Raw genomic sequence first — 24,396 nt, 5'->3', positions numbered from 1 at the left:
AACCCCCAACACGAATGTTGGGGGTTTTTTTACAATTATGCAGAGATGCTGTTTAATTGTTTTGCTAGACGAGATTTTTGACGAGCAGCCGCGTTTTTATGGATGATTCCTTTACGTGCAGCTTTGTCAATTTTTTTAGATGCTGTTGCATAAGCAGCTTTAGCGTTGTCAGCGTCTTGGTTAGTAACAAGAGCTTCGAAGTTTTTCACTGCAGTACGCATAGCAGATTTAATTTGTGCATTATGAACACGACGAGCGTCGTTTGTTTTAACACGTTTAATAGCAGATTTGATATTAGCCAATCTTTTCACCTCCTAGAAAGATAAAAATCGAGGTTTAACCGCTCGATGTTATTGCAATAAGAACAAGTGATATTCTATCAAACACCGCATTAGAATGCAATAGAAAGAAAAATGGAAAGAAAGAAATTTATTTAAAAAAGGGTTTCAAACTGTAAAAAGGGTGTCTTAAAAAAGGAGGAGAAGTGCATGAACAGATTCTAATAGGTGAAACTATCCGTATGATTCGCAAGAAGGAGGAAAAAAAGTGAGCGAAAAATTAGATTTAAGTAAATATGGAGTCAGAACGGATTTAGCTATTGAAGAACATGAGATGCTTGTTCAAGAACGAGAAACAAAAGCAAATGTTAAAGAAAGTGAAGGTGCAATAGAAGGAGTTATTATCAAAGAAAGAGAAGATGGCGGCGTGAAAATTACCTCTGTAGAGATTACAGAAGAAGGCGCTGAAAAAATGGGAAAGAAGAAAGGGCAATATTTGACACTTGAAACAGTTGGAATTCGTAATCAAGATACAGAACTTCAGGAAGAAATAGAGAGGGTATTTGCTAAAGAGTTTCATCATTTCTTAGAAGGAATTGGAGTCACAAAGGAAATGAGCTGTCTTATCGTTGGTTTAGGAAACCGAAATGTTACTCCTGATGCGCTTGGTCCTCTTGTAACAGAAAACCTCGTCATTACGCGTCACTTATTCAAAATCGAGCCTGAAAGTGTTGAAGAAGGATTTAGATCAGTAAGTGCGCTAACTCCAGGAGTAATGGGAGTGACGGGAATTGAAACAAGCGACATTATTGATGGAGTTATAAAAAAGGTAAATCCTGATTTTGTTGTGGCTATTGATGCACTTGCTGCACGTTCGCTTGAAAGAGTGAATGCAACCATTCAGATTGCTGATAGCGGGATTCATCCAGGCTCTGGGGTTGGCAACAAACGAAAAGAGCTTAGCTATGAGACGCTTGGTATTCCTGTAATTGCAATCGGCATTCCAACGGTTGTTGATGCTGTTTCTATTACAAGCGATACAATTGATTTTATCCTGAAGCATTTAGGGCGCGAACAAAGTGAACAAGGAAAACCGTCTAAATCGCTCGTTCCAGCTGGTATGACATTTGGAGAAAAAAGAACATTAACAGATGAAGATTTGCCAAGTGAACAAGAACGACAAACGTATATGGGAGTTGTAGGGACACTTGAAGAAGAAGAGAAGCGTCGCCTTATTCATGAAGTTCTTTCCCCACTTGGGCACAATTTAATGGTCACGCCAAAGGAAGTAGATTCTTTTATTGGATCAATGGCTAATGTATTAGCAGGTGGACTGAATGCAGCTTTACATGAAAAGATTGATCAAGAAAACTTCGGCTCGTATACCCATTAAAAATCTATGAGATGTTCTACTCTTTCTATTTCTCACATAGTTATGATAGAGAAAATGAGAGAGTAGAACATTTTGGTATGTTTAAGGTGATAACACCCTGCTATCCTCTCATGCTTTTGTATGAAAAAACCGTTGATTAGTCATAATGGAAAGTAAATCAAAAAAGTGGAGGCGAAAAAATGTTTCGTTTTTTTATAAAATGTTTTTTTATCACGCTTTTGCTTGCTTTTGGAGTATTAGTTGGAATGCAGGTGTCTAATGAAGGGCTTATCAAAATGAAGGGCTATGATGATCCTAACTTCTCAAACGCTTTAACCGTAGAGAAAAACGACCGAGGATATGCAGAAGCCGAAGTGTTAGGAGAGAATGTAGAGCTTCTTGACATTGAAGAGAAGCAAAGAATGCTTGAAGAACGAAAAGCATTCAACATCTTTTCTTCTACAGGTCAGCATCTATCAAAAATGGTAAAAGGCGGAGTTGATGCCTTTTTTAATTTTATTGATGGAATTGTATAAGATGCAAAACAGTGCACCCTACGTTGAATAAGATTGAATCTTTACCAATACACTGTTATAATTTATGCTAGTGTATTGTGTAGTTTAGTAGGAGTGTGGATACGTATGGATAAACAAGCAAAGCTAGAGCGTCAGTCACGCATTCGAAACTTTTCCATTATTGCTCATATTGATCATGGAAAATCGACGCTAGCAGACCGGATTCTAGAGAAAACGAATGCGCTGTCACAGCGTGAAATGAAGCAACAACTTTTAGATTCAATGGATTTAGAACGTGAACGCGGGATTACAATTAAGTTGAATGCCGTTCAGTTAACATATAAAGCTAGCGATGGTGAGGAGTATATCTTCCATTTAATCGACACGCCTGGACACGTCGATTTTACATATGAAGTATCGCGAAGCCTAGCTGCTTGTGAAGGGGCCATTCTTGTTGTAGATGCAGCACAGGGAATTGAAGCTCAAACGTTAGCGAACGTTTATTTAGCACTTGATAACGATCTTGAAATTTTACCTGTTATTAATAAAATTGATTTGCCAAGTGCAGAGCCTGAGCGCGTTCGCCAAGAAGTAGAAGATGTAATTGGTTTAGATGCATCAGAAGCTGTTCTTGCTTCCGCAAAAGCGGGAATCGGAATCGAAGAAATTTTAGAAGAAATCGTTAAAAAAGTTCCTGCACCAACAGGAGATCCGTTCGGTCCGTTACAAGCTCTTATCTTTGATTCATTATACGATCCCTACAGAGGGGTTGTGGCCTACATCCGAATCGTAGAAGGTTCTGTTAAAGTAGGAGACAAAATTAAAATGATGGCAACAGGCAAGGAATTTGAAGTAACAGAGCTTGGAGTTTTTAATCCAAAACCTATTGCAAAAGATGAGCTAAGCGTTGGAGACGTAGGATTCTTGACAGCAGCCATTAAAAATGTAGGAGATACACGCGTAGGGGATACGATTACTCACGTGAAAAACGGGGCATCGGAACCTCTGCCAGGTTACCGTCGCTTAAAGCCAATGGTGTTCTGTGGGCTTTATCCTGTTGATTCTGCAAGATACAACGACCTTCGTGATGCACTTGAGAAGCTTGAATTAAATGACTCAGCGCTAGAATTTGAGCCTGAAACATCACAAGCGTTAGGGTTTGGTTTCCGATGTGGATTTTTAGGACTTCTTCATATGGAGATCATTCAGGAGCGTATTGAGCGTGAATTTAACATTGATTTAATTACAACAGCGCCAAGCGTAATTTATGAAGTGCATACAACAAGTGATGAGCGTTTAATCATTGACAATCCATCTAATATGCCTGATGCGCAGAAAATCAATCATGTTGAAGAGCCTTATGTGAAAGCGACAATTATGGTCCCGAACGATTATGTTGGTCCAGTTATGGAACTTTGTCAACGTAAACGTGGTGATTTCATTGATATGCAATACTTGGACGAAAACCGAGTGAACGTTGTATATGAAATTCCACTTTCTGAAATTGTTTATGATTTCTTTGATCAGCTTAAGTCAAATACAAAAGGTTATGCTTCATTTGACTATGAGTTGATTGGATATAAAGAATCTAAGCTTGTGAAGATGGATATTTTGTTAAACGGTGAAAATGTTGATGCTCTATCCTTTATCGTGCATAGAGACTTTGCATATGAACGTGGAAAAGTCATCGTTGAAAAACTAAAAAAATTAATTCCTCGCCAGCAGTTTGAAGTTCCAATTCAAGCTGCCATTGGTCAAAAGATTGTAGCTCGTTCAAACATTAAAGCAATTCGTAAAAACGTATTGTCTAAATGTTACGGAGGAGATATTTCTCGTAAGCGTAAGCTGTTAGAGAAACAAAAAGAAGGTAAGAAGAGAATGAAACAAATCGGATCTGTTGAAGTACCACAAGAAGCTTTCATGGCTGTACTTCAAATGGACGAAGACGATAAATAAGAAAGACGAATACCGCAGAGCCTGCTCTGCGGTATTCGCTATGTTTTAATCATATAAAGAGGTGAAACCGTATGATTCACGCTGCATACTTGCATATTCCATTTTGTCATCACATTTGTCACTACTGTGATTTTAATAAAGTCTTTTTTGAAAATCAGCCTGTTGAACAATATTTAGAAGCTGTAAATAAAGAGATGCAAAAAACAATGGAAAACTTTCCAACAGATTATTTTAAAACGATCTTTGTTGGAGGAGGAACACCAACGGCTTTAACAGGAGAGCAGCTTGAAGTATTTTTACAAGGAGTAAAAAAATACTTACCGTTTGATGAAGAAACAGAGTATACATTTGAGGCAAATCCAAATGAATTAACAGTAGAAAAGCTTCAACTGATGAAAAAGTATGGAGTAAATAGATTAAGCATCGGGGTACAAACATTTAACGAAGAGCTTTTAAAAAAAATTGGGCGTGTGCATACTAACAGTCAGGTTGAACAAGTAATTGCACAAGCAAAAGAGCATGGGTTTCATAATATAAGTATTGATCTCATGTATAACTTACCAGGTCAAACAATGGAAGACTTTAAGCAGTCTATTGAAAAAGCCGTTTCACTTAATGTTCCTCACATCTCTTCTTACTCACTTATTGTAGAACCGAAGACTGTATTCTATAATTTGCATCGAAAAGGAAAGCTTCACTTGCTTCCTCAAGAAAAAGAAGCCGAAATGTATGAATACTTAATGGATACACTAGCAAGTGAAGGATATGAGCAATACGAAATTAGTAATTTTGCGAAAAAGGGCTTTGAAAGCAAACATAATTTAACGTATTGGGAGAATAACGAATATTTCGGAATAGGTGCTGGTGCACATGGGTATATGAATGAGGTACGCCGAGCAAATGCAGGACCTTTAAAAAAATATATTCATGCTGTGGAAGAAAAAGGACATGCTTATATTGAAGAGCATAAAGTAACACAAGCTGAAAAGATGGAAGAAGAAATGTTTCTTGGGTTAAGAAAAGGTGAGGGCGTGAACAAAGCCATTTTCGAAACAAAGTTTTCTCGTTCAATGGATAGCATTTTCCATGAACAGATTGAAGATTTGAAAAAGAGAGGGCTTCTTGAAGAAGATGAACAACGCGTATTTCTGACTCGTCAAGGAAAACTTCTTGGTAACGAAGTTTTTTCACAATTTATTGGTGTTATCTAAATTATTGACAGCCCCAATCTGATTTGGTAACTTAATAATAGATTTAGCACTCATCTAACTAGAGTGCTAACAGAGGTGATGTCAAGTGCTTACAATGCGTCAATTATTGATTCTACAAGCAATTGTTGATGACTTTGTTCAGTCTGCTCAGCCAATTGGATCAAGAACTCTTTCTAAGAAAGATACTATTCAATTTAGTTCTGCAACGATTCGTAATGAAATGGCTGACTTAGAGGAGCTTGGATTTATTGAAAAGACCCACAGCTCATCTGGGCGGGTTCCAAGTGAGAAGGGCTATCGCTATTATGTTGATCATCTGCTGTCTCCACAGCTTTTAACAGGATCAGAGATGAAAGTTGTTAAATCGCTCTTTGCTGAGCAAGTTTTTGAACTTGAAAAAGTAGTTCAAAATGCAGCAACAATTCTTTCAGAGATGACGAATTTAACGTCCATTGCTTTAGGACCTAGTGCAGTGAGTCACAAAGTGCGTCAGCTCCAGATTTTACCTCTTTCAGAAGGAATGGCTGTTGCAATTATTGTAACGGATACAGGATATGTAGAAAGTAAAACTATTACATTACCTTCTGCTGTTCACTCAAGCGATTTAGAAAAGATGGTAAATATTTTAAATGAACGACTTGTTGATGTTCCAATTAGTGAATTGCATGATAAGATTTACAAAGAAGTTGCTACTCTGTTAAAATCGCACTTGGAAAACTACGAAGAAACAATCGAAATGCTTGATGGTATTTTAACGTTTCCAAGTTCTCAAAAGATTTATATTGGGGGCAAAACTAATATTTTGACACAGCCTGAATTTCACGATGTGTCTAAAATGCGTTCTCTGCTTGAAGTGATGGAAAAAGGAGATCCTTTTTATCCTTTACTTCACACAGATGAAGCAGGGATTCAAGTGAAAATAGGTCGTGAGATTAATATGGCCCAAATGGATGAATGCAGTTTAATTACTGCCACATATTCTATAAAAGCTCAGCAGTTTGGCACAATTGCTATCTTAGGGCCAACAAGAATGCCGTATGGACGTATTATTAGCTTGTTACAGCTTATTACAAGTGACCTTTCTAAAGCATTAACACACTTGTATCAAAAAGAGTAACAAGGGAAATATTGATAAAAGTTATTTTAACCATTAGAGGGAGGTGAACAGGCATGTCAAACGAAAAAAACGTAATCAATGAAGAAGTAGAAGCTAAAGATGAAGTACAAGAGGATATTGAAGCTGAAGCAAACGAATCTCAGCCTGTTGAAGGACAGGAAGAGGGCATTGAAGAACAAGATGCTGAAAGCGAAGTTGAAGAGCTTAAACGTAAGCTTGAAGAGCAAGAAAACCGCTATCTTCGTTTACAAGCTGACTTCGATAACTCACGTCGTCGTGCTAAGCTTGATTTAGAAGCAGAGCGTAAGTATCGTGCTCAAAGTTTAGCAGAAGACATTTTACCTGCTCTTGATAACTTTGACAGAGCGCTTAGCGTTGAAACAGACGACGAGCAAACACAGTCTATTCTAAAAGGAATGACAATGGTGTACAATCAGCTTGTTGAAGCGCTGAAGAAAGAAGGCGTAGAGGCAATTGAAGCTGTTGGGCAACCATTTGATCCATATCAGCATCAAGCAATTATGCAAGTTTCGGATGATTCTTTTGATTCAAACGTTGTAGTAGAAGAACTACAAAAAGGATACAAATTGAAAGATCGTATCATTCGACCTGCAATGGTAAAAGTAAACGAATAAAAACTTACATATTTCAAGGAGGGAATCTTAAGTGAGTAAGATTATTGGTATTGACTTAGGAACGACAAACTCATGTGTTGCAGTATTAGAAGGTGGGGAACCAAAAGTAATCCCTAACCCAGAAGGTGGACGTACAACTCCATCTGTTATCGCGTTTAAAAATGGTGAGCGTCAAGTAGGGGAAGTTGCAAAACGTCAAGCAATTACAAACCCTAACACAATCATCTCAATCAAACGTCATATGGGTACAGATCATAAAGTGGAAGTAGAAGGAAAAGAATATACTCCACAAGAGCTTTCAGCTGTTATTCTTCAGTATTTAAAATCATATGCAGAAGACTATCTTGGCGAGCCTGTAACAAAAGCTGTTATCACAGTACCTGCTTATTTTAACGATGCAGAGCGTCAAGCAACAAAAGATGCTGGTAAAATTGCTGGGCTTGAAGTTGAGCGTATCATCAACGAGCCAACAGCAGCAGCTCTTTCTTACGGCTTAGAAAAAACAGACGAAGATCAAACTGTTTTAGTATATGACCTTGGTGGCGGTACTTTTGACGTATCTATTCTTGAATTAGGAGATGGCGTTTTCGAAGTACGTTCAACAGCGGGTGACAACCGTCTTGGTGGAGATGACTTTGACCAAGTAATCATTGATCACTTAGTAGAAGAATTCAAAAAAGAAAACGGCATTGACCTTTCTAAAGATAAAATGGCTCTACAACGTCTAAAAGACGCTGCAGAAAAAGCGAAAAAAGATCTTTCAGGTGTATCTTCAACACAAATTTCTCTACCATTCATCACAGCTGGAGAAGCAGGTCCACTTCACTTAGAGCTTACATTAAGCCGCGCTAAGTTCGAAGAGCTTTCAGCACACCTTGTAGAGAAAACAATGGGTCCTGTTCGTCAAGCAATTAAAGATGCTGGCGTTACAAAAAATGAAATTAATAAAGTTATTCTTGTTGGTGGTTCAACTCGTATCCCAGCTGTTCAAGAAGCGATTCAAAAAGAAGTTGGTCAAGAGCCACATAAAGGTGTAAACCCTGACGAAGTTGTAGCACTTGGTGCAGCTGTTCAAGGTGGAGTTTTAACAGGTGATGTTAAAGACGTTGTTCTACTTGACGTAACACCACTTTCACTTGGAATTGAAACGATGGGTGGCGTGTTCACAAAACTTATTGAGCGTAATACAACAATTCCAACAAGCAAATCACAAGTGTTCTCAACAGCTGCTGATAACCAAACAGCTGTAGATATCCACGTACTACAAGGTGAGCGTCCAATGTCTGCTGACAACAAAACATTAGGTCGTTTCCAATTATCAGATATTCCAGCAGCACCACGCGGAGTACCACAAATTGAAGTATCATTTGATATTGATAAGAACGGTATCGTAAACGTAAGTGCAAAAGACCTTGGTACAGGTAAAGAACAAAACATCACAATCAAGTCTTCTTCAGGTCTTTCTGATGAAGAAGTAGAACGCATGGTAAAAGAAGCAGAAGAAAATGCGGATGCTGATGCAAAACGTAAAGAAGAAATTGAATTACGTAATGAAGCAGATCAACTTGTTTTCACAACTGAGAAAACATTAAAAGATCTTGAAGGTAAAGTTGATGAAGCTGAAGTAACGAAAGCTAATGAAGCAAAAGACGCTCTAAAAGCTGCAATTGAGAAAAACGAACTTGAAGAAATCAAAGCGAAGAAAGATGAACTTCAAGAAATCGTTCAAGCTTTAACAATGAAGCTTTATGAGCAAGCACAACAAGCACAGCAGCAAGCTGGCGGCGATGCTTCTTCAGCTCAAGACGATAACGTTGTTGACGCTGAGTATGAAGAAGTAAAGGACGACAAAGAAAGCAAATAAGAGAGTGATTGAAAAGTCAAAGTCAGGCTTGCCTTGACTTTGGCTTTTTTTTTGAGATAAGAATTAGAATAAAAGGAACCATTTAATCATCACAAAAGAGGTTTTTTTAATGTTGCCACTATGTTTGTTTTGGTGATACAATTACCTCTATGTGAAGAATCGGGAGTGAGAACGAATGAGTAAAAGAGATTATTATGAAGTACTTGGAGTAGGGAAATCTGCTACCAAAGATGAAATTAAAAAATCGTATCGTAAGCTCTCAAAAAAGTATCATCCGGACATCAACAAAGATGCGGATGCACCTGAAAAATTTAAGGAAATTAAAGAAGCTTACGAAGTGTTAAGTGATGATCAGAAGCGTGCCCACTATGATCAATTCGGCCATACAGATCCAAACCAAGGTGGATTTGGCGGCGGAGGAGACTTCGGCGGCGGGTTCGGTTTTGAGGATATTTTCAGCTCGTTTTTCGGTGGCGGTGGAGGCAGACGTCGTGATCCAAACGCCCCTCGACAAGGAGCAGATTTACAATATACAATGACGCTTTCTTTTGAAGAAGCGGCATTTGGAAAAGATACAACAATTGAGATTCCGCGCGAAGAAACGTGTGACACATGTGATGGAAGTGGTGCTAAACCAGGATCGAAAGTTGACACATGTTCACACTGTAATGGAAGCGGTCAGTTAAATGTTGAACAAAATACACCATTTGGTCGCATTGTTAACCGTCGTGTTTGTCATCATTGTAATGGAAGCGGAAAAATTATTCGTGATAAATGTTCAACATGTCATGGAGCAGGGAAAGTTAAAAAACAAAAGAAAATCAGCGTGAAAATTCCAGCAGGCGTTGATGATGGTCAGCAGCTGCGTGTTGCAGGTCAAGGTGAACCAGGGGTGAACGGTGGGCCTCCAGGAGATTTATTTGTTGTATTCTCAATTCGTGGGCATGAATTTTTTGAGCGCGAGGGAGACGACATTTATTGTGAAATGCCAATCACATTTTCACAAGCAGCACTTGGTGATGAAGTAGAAGTACCAACACTGCATGGAAAAGTAAAACTTAAAGTACCAGCAGGAACCCAAACAGGTACAAACTTCCGACTCCGAGGTAAAGGTGTGCCTAATGTGCGCGGATATGGCCAAGGAGATCAGCATGTTGTTATTCGTGTTATTACGCCAACAAAATTGTCTGAAAAGCAAAAAGAGCTTCTCCGCGATTTTGCTGAAGAGAGTGGCGAAACAGTTGATGAACATGAAAATTCATTCTTTGACCGTGTGAAACGCGCGTTCAAAGGTGAATAATATAAAAATAAAAGAGAATTTAGAATGGAATGGAGTTGGTAGATATGAAATGGTCTGAAATTTGTATTCATACAACGAATGAAGCAATTGAACCGATTTCGAATATTTTACATGAAGCAGGTGCAAGTGGGGTCGTAATTGAAGACCCTACGGATTTAGTGAAGGAGTATGATACAACTTTTGGTGAAATCTACCAACTCAATTCTGAAGATTATCCAGATGATGGGGTTATTGTAAAAGCCTATTTACCTCTAAATAGTTTTCTTCCTGAGACAGTAGATGGCATTAAAGAGTCTATTAATGGTCTTTTATCCTATAATTTTGATCTTGGCCTGAATAAAGTGACAATTAGTGAAGTTCATGAAGAAGAATGGGCAACAGCTTGGAAAAAGTATTATCACCCAGTAAAAATCTCACAGCGTTTTACTATTGTGCCAACGTGGGAAGACTATGAGCCAGTAAGTACAGATGAACTTATTATTGAATTGGATCCAGGGATGGCTTTTGGAACGGGAACACATCCAACAACAGTTATGTCTCTTCAAGCACTTGAAGCAACAGTTCAAAAAGGTGATACGGTAATTGATGTTGGAACAGGTTCTGGTGTATTAAGTATTGGAGCAGCCCTTCTTGAAGCCTCACATGTGCGAGCGTATGATTTAGATGAAGTAGCGGTGAAATCAGCGCGTGAAAACATTGAGCTAAACAGTGTGAATGAAGTCGTAACAGTTGGTCAAAACAACTTACTGAACGGTGTGGAAGGACAAGCTGATATTATTGTGGCCAATATTTTAGCTGAAATTATCGTTCGTTTTGTTGACGATGCTTATAAGCTTGTGAAAAACGGCGGTACGTTTATTACATCAGGTATTATTATGAACAAGAAAGAAGAAGTGAAAGAAGCATTAACAAAAGCAGGCTTCCTTATTGAAGAAGTTATGGTTATGGAAGACTGGGTAGCGATTATTGCGAAGAAAGAACAGTAAGTGGTGTAAATATGCAGCGATATTTCGTAGAAAAACACGTTGATAATAAAATTGAGATTTGTGGAGAAGATGCTCGTCATATTGTAAAAGTGATGAGAATGACGAGCGGTGATAAAGTGCTTTGCTGTACGAAGGAAGGCAAAACAGCGCTAAGTATGATTACAGAGATAGCAAATGATTGTGTTCTTTTAGAGGTAGAAGAGTGGAAGGAAGAAGAAAAAGAGCTTCCTGTTTCCGTAACGATTGCGAACGGGCTGCCTAAAGGGGATAAGCTTGAGCTTGTTATCCAAAAGGGAACTGAGCTTGGTGCAGCCGAGTTTATCCCTTTCATTGCTGCTCGTTCAATTGTTAAATGGGATAGTAAGAAAGCTTCTAAAAAAGTAGAGCGTTTCAAAAAGATTGCAAAAGAAGCAGCAGAACAGTCACATCGTACTGTTGTCCCAAGTGTTGTTGAACCATGCTCATTGAATAAGCTTATAGAGGTTAGTGAGACGTATACACATAAGATTGTCGCGTATGAAGAAGAAGCAAAACGTGGTGAGAAAGCTAATTTTGCCTCCATTTTGTCACGTCTTCAAAAAGGCGATTCAATTATTATTGTTGTTGGGCCTGAGGGAGGTCTAACAGAGGAAGAAGTGGAAAAGTTAAGGCAAGCTAACTTTGTTCCATGCAGCTTTGGACCAAGAATATTACGTACAGAAACAGCTCCTTTTTATGCACTTTCTGCTGTTTCCTACGAGACTGAATTAATGAGGTGATTACAATGCCAAAAGTGGCATTCCATACATTAGGTTGTAAAGTAAACCATTACGAAACAGAAGCAATTTGGCAGCTTTTCCAAAATAACGGATATGAGCGTGTTGAATACGAGCAAACATCAGATGTATATGTTATCAATACCTGTACTGTGACGAATACTGGAGACAAAAAGAGTCGCCAAGTTATTCGTCGTGCCATTCGCAAAAATCCTGACGCAGTTATTTGTGTAACAGGATGCTATGCTCAAACATCACCAGCAGAAATTATGGCTATTCCTGGTGTTGATATTGTTGTGGGAACACAAGATCGTATTAAAATGCTTGAGTATATTGAACAATATAAAAAAGAGCGCCAACCAATTAACGGTGTAACAAATATTATGAGAAATCGTGTATATGAAGAGCTAGACGTACCGGCTTTCACAGACCGTACGCGTGCGTCATTAAAAATCCAAGAAGGATGTAATAACTTCTGTACGTTCTGTATCATCCCTTGGGCTCGTGGTCTTATGCGTTCTCGTGATCCAGAAGAAGTCATTCGTCAAGCTCAGCAGCTTGTTGATGCAGGTTATAAAGAGATTGTGTTAACAGGCATTCATACAGGTGGATATGGTGAAGATATGAAAGATTATAATCTTGCAGCTCTTCTTCGAGATTTAGAAGCGAGAGTAGCTGGATTAAAGAGAATTCGTATTTCATCTATTGAAGCAAGCCAGATTACAGATGAAGTAATTGACGTTTTAAACAACTCTAATATTGTTGTTCGTCATTTACATGTGCCTCTTCAGTCAGGATCTAACACTGTTTTAAAAAGAATGCGTCGTAAATATACAATGGAATTCTTCGGTGAAAGACTTGATCGCCTTCGTGAAGCTCTTCCTGGCGTTGCCATCACTTCTGACGTTATCGTTGGCTTCCCTGGTGAAACAGAAGAAGAATTTATGGAAACCTATAATTTTATTAAAGACTACAACTTCTCTGAGCTTCATGTTTTCCCATATTCAAAACGTACGGGAACACCAGCAGCTCGCATGGAAGATCAAATTGACGAAGAAGTTAAAAATGAGCGAGTTCATCGCCTTATTGAACTTTCAGATCAGCTAGCAAAAGAATATGCTTCAAACTATGAAGGTGAAGTGTTGGAAGTTATCCCAGAAGAAGTGGATAAGGAAAACCCAGAAAGTGGTCTTTTCATTGGCTATACTGATAATTATTTGAAAGTAAAATTCCAAGCAACAGAAGATATGATTGGTAAACTCGTTCGTGTAAAGATTACGAAATCAGGATATCCATATAATGAAGGACAATTCCTTCGTGTTATAGAAGATACGCTTACTTCTGAACATATAAAACTAAGCTCATAATAAAAACTCTGTGTCCATATTCTGGATACAGAGTTTTCTTTTCGTAAATATTGAATTCGACTCGTTTTTTTGTGGAGAAAATGATAGAATCAACAGGTACGGACAACTATAAGGTGCTTTGAAAGGAGCAAATATTATGTCAAAAGAGATCGCTAAAATGATTGATCATACACTGCTAAAAGCAGATGCTAAAAAAGAGGAAATTGAAAAGCTTTGTGAGGAAGCGAAAGAACATCATTTTGCTTCTGTGTGTGTTAACCCAACATGGGTAAGTTTATCTTCTTCTCTATTAGAAGGAACAGATGTAAAAGTATGTACAGTTATTGGTTTTCCACTTGGAGCTAACACGCCTGAAGTGAAAGCGTTTGAAGCCCAAAATGCTATCTCAAATGGAGCAACAGAAGTTGATATGGTCATTAACATTGGAGCTCTTAAAGATGGAAATGATCAGGAAGTAAAGCGTGATATTCAAGCAGTTGTTGAAGCATCAAAAGGTGTTCTTGTAAAAGTTATCATTGAAACTTGTCTATTAACAGAGGACGAAAAAATTCGTGCATGCAAACTTGCAGTTGAAGCAGGAGCGGATTATGTTAAGACATCAACAGGATTCTCAACAGGCGGAGCAACTGTAGAAGACGTAGCATTAATGCGCAAAACAGTGGGACCAGACGTTGGTGTGAAAGCATCTGGGGGCGTACGTAATGCAGAAGGAGCAAAAGCAGTAATTGAAGCAGGAGCTACCCGTATTGGTGCAAGCTCAGGCATTGCCATTGTAAACGGCTATACAGCAGATACTGATTATTAAGGAGGAGCGGCTTATGCCGTACCTCCTTTTTTATATTGGTCGGTAAGGACTTTTTCTCTCTCTAACATAAATAATCAATTTTATGAGTGGAAGAAATAAAGCTGCTAAAAAAATATGAGAACCTAAGAAAAATAAGCGTAACAATTCTTCTTCTGTGAAAAATAGCATCGAGAGTAGGTGATGAAATGCATAGAATAGCGGAAGAAAGATACTTGTTCCTAACGTGTTGATTAGTATATAAAATAAAGCCAAAAACTTCCCTTCCTTATTACTCCCAATACTTGCTACTAAAGGAAAGAGAGAGGTGCCAATATTAATTCCCCAAAGCAGAAAAAGAGAAGATTTAAAAGGTAAGGATTGTTCTTTAATAGCCTCCAGCACAATTTCAAATAGAAATGTATGGGACTGAATAATTCCGCCTAATAATATTCCAATAATTGAACCAAGAAGCTCGTTTGATGACAAAGCATTCATAGAGTCTTGTACAAAAGTGAGGGGAAAAAGGGTATGTGAAAGCGACTTGCATCCACTTAGAGCGACTGTTAAACATCCTAATCCAAAGAGAATAACGCCAATTGAAAAACTTTTTCGAGATGATAACATAATAAGAAATGTACCGAGAAGTAAAAGTGGTAATACCAAATTTGAAACAGGAAAGAGGACGAAGCTAGGAATCCAAGCTCCAATGTTTGCTCCTAATGTAACAGATAGTGCTTTACGAAGGGGGAGAAATCTAGCTGAAACAAGCACAATGGCAATGATTATAACAACAGAACTGCTTTGAGTAATAAATGTAATAAGTATCCCTGTAAGGAAACTGTGTGTAGATGTTTTGGTAAGAAAGGAAAGCTGATTTCTTAAAGGTTGGTTCTCGAAATTTTGAAGTCCTATCTTTAAAAGAAGCATTCCAAAAAGAAAAATTGTCAAAAAAACAGCGAAAAAAGAAAGCACTTCAATCATAAATTTCACCTCTTCTCATTATAGTGAAAAGAGATGGTTTTCTATGCCAACTTTTTAGGACAGAAAAGACGTTATTTTCTCATTCAACTTATATACGAATACAGTTGACCTTTAAAATCATTTGTATTATAATTGCAAAAGACATGTTTTTTCACATGTAATTAATCGATGGTAGTGGTTTGTTCGGAGGGAGGGAAATAGAATGTCAAAAACGACCGTTCGTAAAAACGAATCGCTTGAAGATGCTCTTCGACGCTTTAAACGTCAAGTATCAAAAACTGGTACTTTGCAAGAAGCACGTAAGCGTGAATTCTATGAAAAGCCTAGCGTAAGACGCAAGAAAAAGTCTGAAGCTGCACGTAAACGTAAATTTTAAAAGAGGGTGTATTTATGAGTCTTCTCGATCGTTTAAATGATGATATGAAACAGGCGATGAGAGATAAAGACAAGCAAAAACTCTCTGTTATTCGCATGACCAAAGCAGCTCTTCAAAATGAGAGCATTAACAGTGGGTCACCTTTAACAGAAGATGATGAGTTAACCATTCTTTCTCGTGAGGTAAAGCAACGTAAAGAATCCCTCCATGAATTCGAACAGGCAGGTCGGGGCGACCTGGTTGAGAAAATAAACCACGAGCTTGCTATTTTAAAGCAGTATATGCCTGAACAGTTAACTGAAGAAGAAGTGGCTGAAATTGTGAAAAAAGCAATTGCCGACGTACAAGCTTCTTCTAAATCAGATATGGGAAAAGTAATGAGCGCTGTAATGCCGAAAGTAAAGGGCAAAGCAGACGGATCACTAGTAAATAAGCTCGTTCGTGAGCATCTTTCATAAAAGCATCTTACATTATGTAAGATGCTTTTTTCGTTTGTAAAAATAAATTTAGAAAAGTGGGAACCTAAACAATGTTCATTCGTATATAAAGATAGCTAGAAGATATAATGGTAAAAAGGGAGGTGAGCATTTGAAGAGAAAAGCCCTATTATTTTTCACCATTATTTTCTCTGTTCTTTCTTTCTTTTCTTTTACAAGTCAATCGCAAGGGGCATCAAAGAAAGTATACGTTATTCCACTTGAAAACGAAGTTGGAAAAGGAATGTATAAATTTTTAAATAGAGGACTTCATGAAGCAGAAAAGGCTGAAGCTGATTTAATTGTTATCAAAATGGACACACCTGGAGGAGCGGTTGATAGTGCTATTGATATTGGAAAGCGCTTTTCTAACGAAAAAATTCCAATCGTCACATTTGTAGATAATGAGGCCCTTTCGGCAGGAGCCTACATTGCGTTAAACACAGATGAAATTTATATGACAAAATCCGCTGTTATGGGAGCCGCTGCACCTATTACAATGGATGGAAATACAGCAGGTAAAAAAGAGCAATCACGCTGGAACGCTGCAATGGAATCTGCTGCAAACAGCTATGGAGTTGATTCAAAATATGCGTTAGCAATGGCGGATGAATCTGTGAATGTACCTGAGTATGGAGCAGGGGAAGATAAATTGTTAACATTAACAGCTAAGAACGCACTCGAAATTGGCTATTCAAAAGGAACAGAAGAGAATTTAGACAGTTTACTACAAAGAATTGGTTATAGTGATGCTTCGATTACAACAGTTGATGAGTCCGTTTCCGAAAAGATTGCTCGCTTTGTAACTAATCCAATTGTTGTACCTATTTTACTTTCAATAGGGAGTTTAGCCCTTATTATTGAGCTTTTTACGCCAACATTTGGATTAGCTGGATTTGTAGGAATTTTATCTCTTCTATTGTTTTTCTTTGGTCATATGATTGCCGGATTTGCAGGAATTGAAACGATCGTTCTCTTTATTATTGGGCTTGTTCTCCTCTTTTTAGAAGTTTTTCTACCTGGAGGCATCATTGGAATTATTGGTTTAGGCGCAATATTTACAAGTTTTTTTATGGCTACAACAAGCTACATGCTTATGGCTATTTCAATTGCGGTTGCTGCTATTGTAGCGATTGGGGGGGCATTTATATTAATGAAGTTCTTTAAACGTAGATTAAATGGGTTCCGAAAGCTTGTATTAAGTGATTCCACAAGCACTGAAAAAGGCTATATTTCAAGTCGGGATCGTAAAGATTTAATAGGACAGCAAGGGATTACAACAACGCCTCTCAGGCCGTCTGGAACCGTTCTTTTAAACGAAGAATATCTAGACGTCGTAACAGAGGGAGGCTACGTTGGTTCAGATATAAAAGTAAAGATTATAAAGGTAGAAGGCTCACGTATTGTTGTAAGACCCATCAAAGAAGAAATAGAGGAGGAATAAGATGGACATTACTGTACTTATTTTAATTGGATTAGGGATTATTCTATTAGGGGTTTTCTTCACCTTTGTTCCCGTAATGTTGTGGATCTCAGCATTAGCCGCAGGTGTGAGAGTGAGTATTTTTACTCTTGTAGGAATGAGGCTTCGCCGCGTTATTCCATCACGCGTTGTGAATCCGTTAATTAAAGCGAAAAAAGCTGGGCTAGAAGTAACGATTAATCAGCTTGAAAGTCACTACTTAGCAGGTGGTAACGTTGACCGCGTCATTAACGCGCTAATTGCTGCACACCGTGCTAACATTGATTTAAGCTTTGAACGCTGTGCAGCTATTGATTTAGCTGGACGTGATGTTCTTGAAGCCGTACAGATGAGCGTTAATCCAAAAGTTATTGAAACGCCGTTTATTGCAGGGGTAGCGATGGATGGAATCGAAGTAAAAGCGAAAGCAAGAATAACGGTTCGTGCAAATATTGACCGCCTTGTTGGGGGAGCTGGAGAAGATACAGTGATTGCCCGTGTTGGTGAGGGGATTGTTAGTACAATTGGTTCACAAATAGATCATAAAAAGGTGCTTGAAAACCCGGACATGATTTCTCAAACTGTATTAAGTAAAGGGCTTGATTCAGGAACAGCATTTGAAATTCTATCGATTGATATTGCAGACATCGATATTGGCAAAAATATTGGGGCCGTTCTGCAAACAGATCAGGCTGAAGCAGATAAAAACATTGCGCAAGCCAAAGCAGAAGAGCGTCGAGCAATGGCTGTTGCTCAAGAGCAAGAAATGCGTGCACGTGTAGAAGAAATGCGTGCTAAAGTTGTTGAAGCAGAAGCGGAAGTTCCACTCGCAATGGCAGAAGCGCTCCGTTCAGGTAACATTGGTGTGATGGACTACATGAACATTAAGAATATTGACGCAGACACAGATATGCGTGATTCATTTGGCAAACTAACAAAAGACGATGATGAAGATCAATAAACAGTATAGTTATGGTTATGATGGAATGGAGGTGGAGAAGTGGATACACTCATTGACTTTCTGTTAAGTAATATCGTAATTGTGATTGCAGTTCTTGGCTTTATTTGGGGAATTATTCAAAAGGCGCTTGGAAAAACCGAAGAGCAGAGAGAACGACAACCTGTTGGAATGAAAGAAGAACAGAAAAGAGAGGTATCACAGCCACATCGTGTTGAAGGAACACACTCCGCTTTTGAGCGTGAACGAGAAGAACAGCAGAAAAGACTTCGTGAAGCAAAAGAACGCTACAAGAGTGCTCTTAAAAGTGTTGAGAAAGCGCCTACTCTTTCCACTAAAACAAGTAGCAAAAAGCCTAAAATAGGGCTTTCGAGGAAGAAAGCTGTTGAAGGAATGATTTGGTCTGAAATATTAGGTAAGCCAAGAGCAAAACGAAAACATAATTTACGGTGATAATTTCCCCCTTTTTTCATAAATATGAGATGAAAGGGGGTTCTTTTATGCCTAAAAAATGGAGACAACACTTGGAGAGATGGATGACTCGACAAATGGAACTACCCCAAGATGTAACGATGGATTTGGCGCGTATTACGATGGTGGGCCATATCCACATTTACATAGAGAATCATAAAGGACTCTTAGCGTTTTCAGATAAAGAAATTCGGATCCTCTTAAAGCATAACCAACTTATCATAAGAGGTGAAGATCTTGTTATAAAAGCGATTTTACCGGAAGAGATCATTGTAGAAGGGAAGATCGATCAAGTTCTTTATATTGATCAATAGGAGGTTCTTCATGAAAAATCAATGGCTGCATTTTTGGGTAGGAAAAATCCATTTAAAACTAACTGGTGAAGGTATTGAGCGATTTTTGAATGACTGTACCAGACAAGATATCTCTGTTCTTAACGTACAGTTTAAAAATGAAGGAGAAGTAAGAGCCACTTTTTTATTGAAAGATTTATCAAAAATTCGTACAATCATCCGCAAGCACCCTTGCAAAATTCACTTTACTAAAAGTGAGGGTGCTCCTTTTTGGCAAAAACGCTTGTTAAAAAACGTTGGGTTTGTATGTGGCACGCTCCTGTGCTTATTTGTTATCCTCTTTTTATCAAACATGGTGTGGAGCATAGAGATAAAAGGGGCTAATCCTAAAACAGAGCATGAGATTATGAAGAAATTGGACGAACTTGGCGTGAAAGTAGGGAAAAGTCAGTTTGCAATTGACGATCCCGAAACCCTTCAAAAAAAGATCACGGACGACATCGAAGATATTACGTGGATTGGAGTTGAGCTACAGGGAACTTCTTATCATTTTCAAGTTGTAGAAAAAAAGGCTCCAAAAGAATCAAAAGGATCTTCGCCTCAAAATCTTATTGCGAAAAAGAAAGCGATTATTAACTATATGTTTGTTGAAAAAGGACAACCAATCGTAGAAGTGAATGAACATGTAGAAAAAGGACAAACTCTTGTTTCAGGCGTGATCGGAAATGAAAAGGAAAGCAAAGCCATTTCTGCCAAAGGGGAAATACTTGGTGAAGTATGGTATAAATCAACAGTAGAAGTGCCAATCAAAACAGAATTTGAAGTATTGACAGGAGAAAGCAAAACAAAACATTCAGTGAGCTTGTTTGGAGGGAAACTGCCGTTTTGGGGCTTTTTCGATGATGATTATAAAACGAAGAAAAAGGAGAAGATTGTAAAGCCTGTTTACTTTTTTAATTGGAAAACACCTTTAAAGTATGAAAAACAGGTAATTCGGGAAAACGAAAAAGTAACACGTCAATATACAAAGAAAGAAGCTGTGAAACGAGGCCTCCAAATTGCTCGTGAAGATTTACTGAGCAAGGTTGATGGAGAGGCTAAGATCGTGGATGAAAATGTTTTGCACCAAACGACGGACAATGGTAAAGTAAAATTAGTGGTTTATTACCAAGTAATAGAAAACATTGTTGGCACACAACCAATTATTCAAGGAGACTAAAGAATGGCAGAACAGCTAGTTACGATGAATTTACAGGTTGATAACCCAAATGAAGCTGTTGCTTTGTTTGGTACTCAAGATGCAAACTTACGACGTATTGAACAAGAAATGAATGTGTCTATTGTGACGCGCGGTGAAACGGTGAGTGTTTCAGGCGATGCGGAAGCAGTACAAGTAGTAGAAGAAGTACTAAAAAAACTGTTAGCCGTAATTAGAAAGAATATAACAATCTCAGAAAGAGATGTTGTATATGCCATTGAAATGGGTAAAAAAGGATCGCTTGAATTTTTTGTCGATCTTTATGAAGAAGAGATTGCTCGTAATGTAAAAGGAAAACCAATAAGAGTTAAAACGCTTGGACAAAGACACTACATTTCAGCAATGAAGCAAAATGATCTTGTATTTGGCATTGGACCAGCCGGAACGGGGAAAACATATTTAGCCGTTGTAATGGCTGTTAATGCTTTGAAAAATGGACATGTAAAACGCATTATTTTAACGAGACCCGCTGTTGAAGCTGGAGAAAGTTTAGGATTCCTGCCTGGTGATCTTAAGGAGAAAGTTGATCCTTATTTACGACCATTGTATGACGCTCTTCACGATGTATTAGGAACAGAGCATACAGGTCGATTAATTGAGCGTGGGGTTATTGAAATTGCTCCTCTTGCTTACATGCGCGGCAGAACGCTTGACGATGCGTTTGTTATTTTAGATGAAGCTCAAAATACAACACAAGCACAGATGAAGATGTTTCTAACTCGCTTAGGATTTGGTTCTAAAATGGTTATTACAGGAGATATCTCTCAAGTTGACTTGCCAAAAGGAGTAAAGTCATCAGGTCTTGAAGCAGCTAAAACATTTTTAGCTTCCATCAAAGGTATCTCTTTTATATACTTAGAACAGTCTGATGTTGTCCGTCATCCGCTTGTTGGGAAAATTATTGAAGCCTATGACAAGCACAGCTAAGACCCTTCCCTAAGGATAGGGTCTTTTTTACATAATGAAGTACAGTACAGCGTTTGTTTTTACTTTAAAGGGGGAACAAGGTTGTGTTAAAGCTATGGAAACAAATGATGGAACAGTTGAATAAACTGAAATTCATCCAGATTGGTCTGTACGCCTTGTTAGGAATATTTCTATTTTCCATAATGTATAACAACGTAAAGCCAGAAGAGCTTGATTTACGAAAATTCACCATCTCAAAACAAACTGTGTACTCTCCTATTACGATAGAAGACAAGGAGAGTACAGAAAAAAAGCGTGAGGAAGCAAAGGAATCTGTTGCAGATGTATATACGTTAAAAACGGAATATGCCCAAAATCGAATAGACCTTGTAGAGTCCATTTTTAACGCTGTAGATGATTTCAAGAAACAAAACAAAGGAATTACGGATGAAGAAATTGTAGATGTTAAAAGTCAGCTCAAAGAGACGATGCCAAAGGAAGCTTCTCGAGGCTTATCAGAAGATGTATTTGAAACGCTTGTTAAAACTGATAAAGAACAGCTTTCAGCTGCTAAGGATACCATTATTACAGCTATCCACCAGACGATGAAAAATCGCGTCACTGTTCAAGATATTAGCAATAAACGCAAAGATACAGCAAATCAGCTTATGTATGCAAATGTTGATGATAATGTGAAAGAAGCGATGAGAGCTATTGCTGAATTTGCTGTTATTCCTAATGTAGTTTATGATCCGAATAAAACAAAAGAAAATCGTCAAGAAGCAGTGGAAAAAATCGACCCTGTTCGTATTAAGCAAGGCCAAATTCTTGTTGAAGAAGGTCAGCTTATTACCTCTGATATTTATCATCAGCTACAACTTGTTGGATTATTAGATAATAAGCATCTTATTCCACCGTTTGTTGGACTTGGCTTGCTTGTTGTTATCATGATTAGTGCTATCGTATATTATTTAAAAGAATTTCATCAAAAGGCGTATCAGCCTCTTGTTCTTTATGTAATCGTAATGATGATTACGATTACAATCATAAAACTTGTTAGTTTATTTCAGGAACAAGAGATATCTGATCTTGGATATTTAGCTCCTGTCGCAACAGGAGGACTTTTATTAAGGCTTCTTTTAAATGAGAAGGTAGCTGTTATTTCAAGCATTGTTGTAGCTATTTGTGGAAGTATTATCTTTAATCAAGAAGTTACAAACGTGTTTAATATGCCAATGGCTCTTTATTTCCTTATTAGCTCTATAGCTGGTATCTTATTTATCAATCACCAGCAGCGGAGATCACAAATTTTACAAGCGGGTTTATTTATAGCTTTTATGAACATTGTGGCGATTTTTGCGATTGTATTTCTGAAAAATGGTCAGATTGATAATATGGAGGTTGGTTATTATAGCTTGATGGCCGTTTCTTCTGGTATTATATCTTCAGTCTTAACAATTGGAATTCTACCTTTTTTTGAAGCAGGATTTGGTATTTTATCAAGCATCAAGCTTATTGAGCTTTCAAATCCGAATCATCCGTTGTTAAGAAAAATCTTGACTGAAACACCAGGAACGTACCATCATAGCGTAATGGTAGCAAACTTAGCTGAAGCTGCTTGTGAAGCAATAGGAGCAAACGGGCTTTTAGCAAGGGTAGGCTCTTATTATCATGATATCGGAAAAACAAGGCGTCCTCACTATTTTATTGAAAATCAGATGAACATCAAGAATCCACACGACCGTCTACCTCCAGAGGTTAGTAAAAATATTATTATTGCACATGCTGTTGATGGAGCGGACATTTTGCGGAAACACAAATTCCCAAGAGAATTTGTAGATATTGCCCGGGAGCATCACGGAACAACGTTGCTTAAATTTTTCTACTACAAAGCAGTAGAAAAAAGCGAAAAAGAAATACCTGAGCGCGAGTACCGTTATCCAGGGCCAAAAGCACAAACAAAAGAATCAGCAATTATTGGCATTGCGGACAGCGTGGAGGCTGCTGTAAGATCGATGTCAAATCCAACCCCTGAAAAAATTGAAAACTTAGTTTCAAATATTATTAAAGATCGACTTCAAGACGGACAGTTGAACGAATGTGATTTAACACTACGGGAGCTTGGAACTGTATCGAAAGCACTCTGTGAAACATTAAATGGTATTTTCCATTCGCGCATTGAATATCCGGATATGAAGAAAGAAAAGGAGAATGAAGATGACTCTAGCAGTTGATTTTATTGACGAAACAGGAAACATAACGGAAGAACAAGAAATAAAAATTCACGAATTATTAAAGCTTGCAGCTCAAATGGAAGAAGTGAGCAATGCAGAACTGTCATTGACATTCGTAGACAATGACGCTATTCAAGATATCAATAGAGAGTATCGGGGGAAAGATAAGCCAACAGATGTAATCTCATTTGCTATGGAAGAAATGGGAGAAGGAGAGCTTGAAATTGTTGGTGAAGATTTACCACGAGCTTTAGGAGATATTATCATTTCAATTCCAAAAGCAGAGGAACAAGCAGAAGAATATGGTCATTCCTTTATGAGAGAGCTAGGGTTTTTAGCTGTGCATGGTTTCTTACATTTATTAGGGTATGATCATGAAACAGAAGAAGAAGAGAAAGAGATGTTCACTAGACAAACAGAAATTTTAGAACGCTATGGGCTTACACGATAAACATTCGTTTCTCAAAAGTTTCTCTTATGCTTTCTCAGGGATAAAGACCTCTTTTCAAAGTGAGCTACATCTTAAAATCCACTCGTTCGCGGGAATCTTAGCTTTGGGCGGTGGTTTCTACTTCGGGCTTACAAAAATAGAGTGGATTGTGATTATTCTTTTGATTATGGGAATGTTCAGTTTAGAAATGATGAATACAGCCATAGAGAAAACAGTCGATTTGGTTACAAGAGATTATCACCATCTTGCTAAAAAGGCAAAGGATATTGCTGCAGGAGCTGTGCTTGTGTATGCAATAGGAGCTGTGATCATTGGCATAATTATTTTTTGGCCGTATCTAGGAATTTAAAGTTGTGAGAGAAGATAGTTTTTGATAGTATTTATTTTACT

General features: G+C 38.0%; 25 protein-coding genes. 23 read left to right on the top strand and 2 right to left on the bottom strand.

From position 1 onward, the window contains the following. Window positions 1-35: 35 nt before the first annotated feature. On the bottom strand, window positions 36-302 hold the full coding sequence (gene rpsT, locus ACK3CR_RS22415; protein WP_061802041.1) for a 30S ribosomal protein S20: 267 nt from the start codon (window positions 300-302) through the stop codon (window positions 36-38). Between the two features lie 244 nt (window positions 303-546). Between rpsT and gpr the strand changes: the two genes are divergently transcribed. From gpr to deoC, 12 genes are all read left to right on the top strand, one after another. Then, window positions 547-1,671, top strand: a complete 1,125-nt coding sequence (gene gpr, locus ACK3CR_RS22410) for a GPR endopeptidase (RefSeq protein WP_243517569.1) — start codon at window positions 547-549, stop codon at window positions 1,669-1,671. A gap of 179 nt (window positions 1,672-1,850) precedes the next feature. Then, a complete protein-coding gene (locus tag ACK3CR_RS22405; RefSeq protein WP_019391419.1) occupies window positions 1,851-2,186 on the top strand; it encodes a YqxA family protein in 336 nt (111 codons plus the stop codon). 105 nt (window positions 2,187-2,291) lie between these two features. Further along, window positions 2,292-4,121 (top strand): translation elongation factor 4, encoded by a 1,830-nt coding sequence (lepA, locus tag ACK3CR_RS22400; protein WP_243517572.1) that lies wholly within the window; start codon window positions 2,292-2,294, stop codon window positions 4,119-4,121. A gap of 71 nt (window positions 4,122-4,192) precedes the next feature. After that, window positions 4,193-5,332: a radical SAM family heme chaperone HemW gene (hemW, locus tag ACK3CR_RS22395; RefSeq protein ID WP_243517575.1), complete on the top strand. Its 1,140-nt coding sequence runs from the start codon at window positions 4,193-4,195 to the stop codon at window positions 5,330-5,332. Window positions 5,333-5,417: 85 nt separating this feature from the next. Beyond that, window positions 5,418-6,449, top strand: coding sequence for a heat-inducible transcriptional repressor HrcA (hrcA, locus tag ACK3CR_RS22390; protein WP_019391422.1), 1,032 nt, complete (start codon window positions 5,418-5,420; stop codon window positions 6,447-6,449). 53 nt (window positions 6,450-6,502) lie between these two features. Next, window positions 6,503-7,084 (top strand): nucleotide exchange factor GrpE, encoded by a 582-nt coding sequence (gene grpE, locus ACK3CR_RS22385; protein WP_243517577.1) that lies wholly within the window; start codon window positions 6,503-6,505, stop codon window positions 7,082-7,084. Window positions 7,085-7,115: 31 nt separating this feature from the next. Beyond that, window positions 7,116-8,948: a molecular chaperone DnaK gene (gene dnaK / locus ACK3CR_RS22380; RefSeq protein WP_040056820.1), complete on the top strand. Its 1,833-nt coding sequence runs from the start codon at window positions 7,116-7,118 to the stop codon at window positions 8,946-8,948. 175 nt (window positions 8,949-9,123) lie between these two features. Next, on the top strand, window positions 9,124-10,248 hold the full coding sequence (dnaJ, locus tag ACK3CR_RS22375; protein ID WP_243517579.1) for a molecular chaperone DnaJ: 1,125 nt from the start codon (window positions 9,124-9,126) through the stop codon (window positions 10,246-10,248). A gap of 44 nt (window positions 10,249-10,292) precedes the next feature. Then, the gene (prmA, locus tag ACK3CR_RS22370) at window positions 10,293-11,234 is read left to right on the top strand and encodes a 50S ribosomal protein L11 methyltransferase (protein WP_243517583.1); all 942 of its coding nucleotides are present in this window, start codon (window positions 10,293-10,295) and stop codon (window positions 11,232-11,234) included. 11 nt (window positions 11,235-11,245) lie between these two features. Beyond that, complete coding sequence (locus ACK3CR_RS22365; protein WP_243517586.1) at window positions 11,246-11,992, top strand: 16S rRNA (uracil(1498)-N(3))-methyltransferase; 747 nt, start codon at window positions 11,246-11,248, stop codon at window positions 11,990-11,992. A gap of 5 nt (window positions 11,993-11,997) precedes the next feature. After that, window positions 11,998-13,356 carry a tRNA (N(6)-L-threonylcarbamoyladenosine(37)-C(2))-methylthiotransferase MtaB gene (gene mtaB / locus ACK3CR_RS22360; protein WP_243517590.1) on the top strand — a complete coding sequence of 453 codons (1,359 nt, stop codon included), beginning with the start codon at window positions 11,998-12,000 and terminating at the stop codon, window positions 13,354-13,356. 136 nt (window positions 13,357-13,492) lie between these two features. After that, entirely contained in the window at window positions 13,493-14,161 is a 669-nt protein-coding gene (gene deoC / locus ACK3CR_RS22355) for a deoxyribose-phosphate aldolase (RefSeq protein ID WP_019391429.1), read from the top strand. Between the two features lie 30 nt (window positions 14,162-14,191). Here the strand turns inward: deoC and ACK3CR_RS22350 are convergent, their stop codons facing one another. Beyond that, window positions 14,192-15,121 (bottom strand): Na/Pi symporter, encoded by a 930-nt coding sequence (locus tag ACK3CR_RS22350; protein WP_488976123.1) that lies wholly within the window; start codon window positions 15,119-15,121, stop codon window positions 14,192-14,194. A gap of 202 nt (window positions 15,122-15,323) precedes the next feature. Here ACK3CR_RS22350 and rpsU point away from each other — a divergent pair, with 202 nt between their 5' ends. The 11 genes from rpsU to ACK3CR_RS22295 all read left to right on the top strand — a co-directional run bounded on the left by rpsU (window position 15,324) and on the right by ACK3CR_RS22295 (window position 24,355). Further along, window positions 15,324-15,497: a 30S ribosomal protein S21 gene (gene rpsU / locus ACK3CR_RS22345; RefSeq protein WP_019391431.1), complete on the top strand. Its 174-nt coding sequence runs from the start codon at window positions 15,324-15,326 to the stop codon at window positions 15,495-15,497. 14 nt (window positions 15,498-15,511) lie between these two features. Beyond that, the gene (locus ACK3CR_RS22340; protein WP_019391432.1) at window positions 15,512-15,955 is read left to right on the top strand and encodes a GatB/YqeY domain-containing protein; all 444 of its coding nucleotides are present in this window, start codon (window positions 15,512-15,514) and stop codon (window positions 15,953-15,955) included. 130 nt (window positions 15,956-16,085) lie between these two features. Next, a complete protein-coding gene (locus ACK3CR_RS22335; protein ID WP_488976122.1) occupies window positions 16,086-17,417 on the top strand; it encodes an NfeD family protein in 1,332 nt (443 codons plus the stop codon). 1 nt (window position 17,418) lies between these two features. Continuing rightward, the gene (gene floA, locus ACK3CR_RS22330; protein WP_061802026.1) at window positions 17,419-18,396 is read left to right on the top strand and encodes a flotillin-like protein FloA; all 978 of its coding nucleotides are present in this window, start codon (window positions 17,419-17,421) and stop codon (window positions 18,394-18,396) included. 39 nt (window positions 18,397-18,435) lie between these two features. Next, window positions 18,436-18,846 carry a hypothetical protein gene (locus ACK3CR_RS22325; RefSeq protein WP_488976121.1) on the top strand — a complete coding sequence of 137 codons (411 nt, stop codon included), beginning with the start codon at window positions 18,436-18,438 and terminating at the stop codon, window positions 18,844-18,846. 47 nt (window positions 18,847-18,893) lie between these two features. Then, window positions 18,894-19,178, top strand: coding sequence for a sporulation protein YqfC (gene yqfC / locus ACK3CR_RS22320; RefSeq protein ID WP_019391436.1), 285 nt, complete (start codon window positions 18,894-18,896; stop codon window positions 19,176-19,178). Between the two features lie 10 nt (window positions 19,179-19,188). After that, a complete protein-coding gene (yqfD, locus tag ACK3CR_RS22315) occupies window positions 19,189-20,376 on the top strand; it encodes a sporulation protein YqfD (protein WP_488976120.1) in 1,188 nt (395 codons plus the stop codon). A gap of 3 nt (window positions 20,377-20,379) precedes the next feature. Further along, complete coding sequence (locus ACK3CR_RS22310; protein ID WP_019391438.1) at window positions 20,380-21,342, top strand: PhoH family protein; 963 nt, start codon at window positions 20,380-20,382, stop codon at window positions 21,340-21,342. 104 nt (window positions 21,343-21,446) lie between these two features. Continuing rightward, window positions 21,447-23,555 (top strand): HD family phosphohydrolase, encoded by a 2,109-nt coding sequence (locus ACK3CR_RS22305; RefSeq protein WP_243520712.1) that lies wholly within the window; start codon window positions 21,447-21,449, stop codon window positions 23,553-23,555. After that, complete coding sequence (gene ybeY / locus ACK3CR_RS22300; protein WP_243517606.1) at window positions 23,539-24,006, top strand: rRNA maturation RNase YbeY; 468 nt, start codon at window positions 23,539-23,541, stop codon at window positions 24,004-24,006. Before ACK3CR_RS22305 ends, ybeY begins: the two co-directional genes overlap by 17 nt. Continuing rightward, the gene (locus ACK3CR_RS22295; RefSeq protein ID WP_243517608.1) at window positions 23,990-24,355 is read left to right on the top strand and encodes a diacylglycerol kinase family protein; all 366 of its coding nucleotides are present in this window, start codon (window positions 23,990-23,992) and stop codon (window positions 24,353-24,355) included. The genes ybeY and ACK3CR_RS22295 overlap by 17 nt, the downstream gene beginning before the upstream one ends. The last annotated feature ends 41 nt before the right edge of the window (window positions 24,356-24,396 follow it).

The sequence above is a fragment of the Priestia sp. TRM10 genome, assembly GCF_057808375.1.
The sequence above is the reverse complement of the archived record's forward strand: the minus strand, read 5'-3'. Positions and strand labels throughout refer to the sequence as shown.

Bases quoted from the DNA above. Each gene is read 5' to 3' on its own strand.
- prmA (WP_243517583.1), top strand. From the start codon at position 10,293: ATGAAATGGTCTGAAATTTGTATTCATACAACGAATGAAGCAATTGAA.
- ACK3CR_RS22365 (WP_243517586.1), top strand. From the start codon at position 11,246: ATGCAGCGATATTTCGTAGAAAAACACGTTGATAATAAAATTGAGATT.
- dnaJ (WP_243517579.1), top strand. From the start codon at position 9,124: ATGAGTAAAAGAGATTATTATGAAGTACTTGGAGTAGGGAAATCTGCT.
- floA (WP_061802026.1), top strand. From the start codon at position 17,419: ATGGACATTACTGTACTTATTTTAATTGGATTAGGGATTATTCTATTA.
- lepA (WP_243517572.1), top strand. From the start codon at position 2,292: ATGGATAAACAAGCAAAGCTAGAGCGTCAGTCACGCATTCGAAACTTT.
- rpsU (WP_019391431.1), top strand. From the start codon at position 15,324: ATGTCAAAAACGACCGTTCGTAAAAACGAATCGCTTGAAGATGCTCTT.
- ybeY (WP_243517606.1), top strand. From the start codon at position 23,539: ATGACTCTAGCAGTTGATTTTATTGACGAAACAGGAAACATAACGGAA.
- grpE (WP_243517577.1), top strand. From the start codon at position 6,503: ATGTCAAACGAAAAAAACGTAATCAATGAAGAAGTAGAAGCTAAAGAT.
- ACK3CR_RS22340 (WP_019391432.1), top strand. From the start codon at position 15,512: ATGAGTCTTCTCGATCGTTTAAATGATGATATGAAACAGGCGATGAGA.
- ACK3CR_RS22350 (WP_488976123.1), bottom strand. From the start codon at position 15,121: ATGATTGAAGTGCTTTCTTTTTTCGCTGTTTTTTTGACAATTTTTCTT.
- yqfC (WP_019391436.1), top strand. From the start codon at position 18,894: ATGCCTAAAAAATGGAGACAACACTTGGAGAGATGGATGACTCGACAA.
- deoC (WP_019391429.1), top strand. From the start codon at position 13,493: ATGTCAAAAGAGATCGCTAAAATGATTGATCATACACTGCTAAAAGCA.
- ACK3CR_RS22295 (WP_243517608.1), top strand. From the start codon at position 23,990: ATGGGCTTACACGATAAACATTCGTTTCTCAAAAGTTTCTCTTATGCT.
- yqfD (WP_488976120.1), top strand. From the start codon at position 19,189: ATGAAAAATCAATGGCTGCATTTTTGGGTAGGAAAAATCCATTTAAAA.
- ACK3CR_RS22405 (WP_019391419.1), top strand. From the start codon at position 1,851: ATGTTTCGTTTTTTTATAAAATGTTTTTTTATCACGCTTTTGCTTGCT.
- ACK3CR_RS22310 (WP_019391438.1), top strand. From the start codon at position 20,380: ATGGCAGAACAGCTAGTTACGATGAATTTACAGGTTGATAACCCAAAT.
- mtaB (WP_243517590.1), top strand. From the start codon at position 11,998: ATGCCAAAAGTGGCATTCCATACATTAGGTTGTAAAGTAAACCATTAC.
- ACK3CR_RS22305 (WP_243520712.1), top strand. From the start codon at position 21,447: ATGATGGAACAGTTGAATAAACTGAAATTCATCCAGATTGGTCTGTAC.
- hemW (WP_243517575.1), top strand. From the start codon at position 4,193: ATGATTCACGCTGCATACTTGCATATTCCATTTTGTCATCACATTTGT.